This is a genomic window from Streptomyces sp. NPDC001415 (assembly GCF_053597395.1).
Genome location: NZ_JBSFIE010000022.1, coordinates 1 through 2,048, shown reverse-complemented (window position 1 = coordinate 2,048; position 2,048 = coordinate 1). Strand labels below are relative to the sequence as shown.

Here is a 2,048-nt window from a genome sequence, read left to right as displayed (position 1 = left end):
GCGTGGGGCGGATCGCCCGGCGTGCGGGCGGGTCTGCGGGCTTCTCGACGTCCTCGGGCGCGGGGAAGATCGCGTCATTCACGGCAGTCTCGGCTTCGGCAGCACCTCCAGCCACGGGGGCCAGCACGTGCTTCACGGCAGTCGGCTCCGGGGGCTCTCCAGCGCCCCCGGCCGGGCGAGCATCCGCATCCATCGCAACGGCGGCAGCATCCCCTGCCAGCCTCGCGGCACGCTCCTCCCGCAGGCAGATGCGCAACTTCTCCGGGTCGAGGCCTCCGTTGCAGGCCTGGTGGAGCAGTTGGGCGAAGCGGTAGTCGGGGTCGGCCCGCAGAGCGAGGCTGAACGCCACCCTGGCATTCGGGTCGTCGCCGGTCGACCAGGAGACCCAGCCCGCCAGAGTGAGCAGCGCGGCGGCATGGTCGCCGTACGGACCGACGCAGCGGCGGGCCAGCGCCCGCCACAGGCGCAGGGCGTGTCCTGCTTCGACTCCCTCCATCCACTCGGCGGCCCAGTCGCGGGTCATGCGGTCCTGAAGGCCCAGGATCACGGCCGCCGCCTCGTCGTGGGCGATGAGCCCGTCGTCCAGGTCGTCCGATGCGTTCCTGCCGAGCAGCAGGGTGCCGGCACCCCGGCTGCCCACTGGGTAGGCGTCCGTGCCGCGGTCCGGGCCGGGCCCCTCCGCGATCCGGCGCATGAGCCGGGCCGCCAGGTCGAGCGTCTCGTCGGCCACGGTGCGCCGGTCGCCCTCGCTCAGGATGCGGGGGAACATCTCGGCGGCCGCGGCGTCCAGGGCCCGTTCCTGGTCGGCCGCCTCATCGGTCCGCCACGGCGTGAGCCGTTCCTCCATCTCCCGCAGTGATCCGCGCACTTGGATCCCCGCGTAGGTGGCGGCGGCCGCCATGACGGAGGTGCCCGGCAGGGCGAGCACGTTGCCCTCCGGTGGACAGCAGCGGCTGTCCGGGCAGCAGTACGACCAGTAGCGGCCATCGGAAATGCAGAGCGCTTCGAGTACGGGGACGTCCAGACTGCCGCATGCAACGCGAAGCCGTTGGGCCAGCGGCCGCAACCGCTCCATCACTTCGCGGCCGGTGCCGTCCGCCGACGGGTCCTGGCAGAGGAAGACGACGATTCCATCGGGCCTGGGCCCGCGCCGCTCGCTTCCCGTGACCAGGCAGTCGGCGAGTTGGGCCGCGATGTCGGACCACTCCTGCGGCGAGGCCGGCAGCCCCACCCTGACCCGGCCGCCGAACCGGCCGCTCTCGCCGTGCAGCGCGACCAGCACGGCCGAGTCGGTCGGGTGGAAGCCCATCAAGTACGGCAGTGCGTCGGCCAGTTCGGCCGGACCGCGCAGGGTGATCCGGGGCTCGCCCGACGAGCCCCGGCATTCGGATTCGCGAGGGCCGGACCCGCAGGACGCGGCCTCATGGCATTCGGATTCGTGGGATTCGGATTCGTGGGATTCACTCGTGTCTCGCATGACTTGAGGGTTCCGCGATCACGGATCTCCCACCACCCCTGTGGATAACCTTATCCACAGGGGAAAGGCGCTGGTCATACAAATGGCTCGCAGGCGGGAGCCCGCGAACCAACGACCGCCGCAGCAGGCTGAGTTCAACCCTGCCAGGAGTGGGGCGCGCGGTGGCCCGGCGGGCGCCATCCCGCCTTGGGGAGGTTGTGCCGGGCCGCCGGGGTGTCGGTGCGCGCGGCGGCGCGAGCCAGGATCACTGCGGTGATCGCGGCAAGTTCTTCGGGGCCGACTTGGCCTCGCTCTATGCGTACGACGGCGTCGCGCACGGCGGTGTCGCACATGGCGGTCTCGCGTACAGCGGTATTGGCGCTCACGACGTGAACTCCCTTGCTATTGAGGCGGGTTGCCGTGTTTGCGGGACGGCAGGTCGGCGTGCTTGGACTTGAGCATCGCGAGTGAGGCGATGAGAACGGCCCGGGTCTCGACCGGATCGATCACGTCATCCACCAGACCCCGCTCGGCCGCGTAGTACGGATGCATCAGCTCGGCCTTGTACTCCTTGACCATCCGCGCCCGCATC

The 2,048-nt window shown here is 70.9% G+C and carries 3 protein-coding genes; all 3 read right to left on the bottom strand.

Annotated features, from left to right (window positions below; all coding sequences use genetic code 11):
• Positions 1-1,477: DUF4192 domain-containing protein (locus tag ACWC2B_RS25705; protein ID WP_450720448.1), on the bottom strand; the 1,477-nt coding region annotated here is incomplete at its 3' end.
• 134 nt (positions 1,478-1,611) lie between these two features.
• A complete protein-coding gene (locus ACWC2B_RS25700) occupies positions 1,612-1,809 on the bottom strand; it encodes an acyl-CoA carboxylase subunit epsilon (protein ID WP_450720637.1) in 198 nt (65 codons plus the stop codon).
• Between the two features lie 49 nt (positions 1,810-1,858).
• Positions 1,859-2,048: carboxyl transferase domain-containing protein (locus ACWC2B_RS25695; RefSeq protein WP_450720446.1), on the bottom strand; the 190-nt coding region annotated here is incomplete at its 5' end.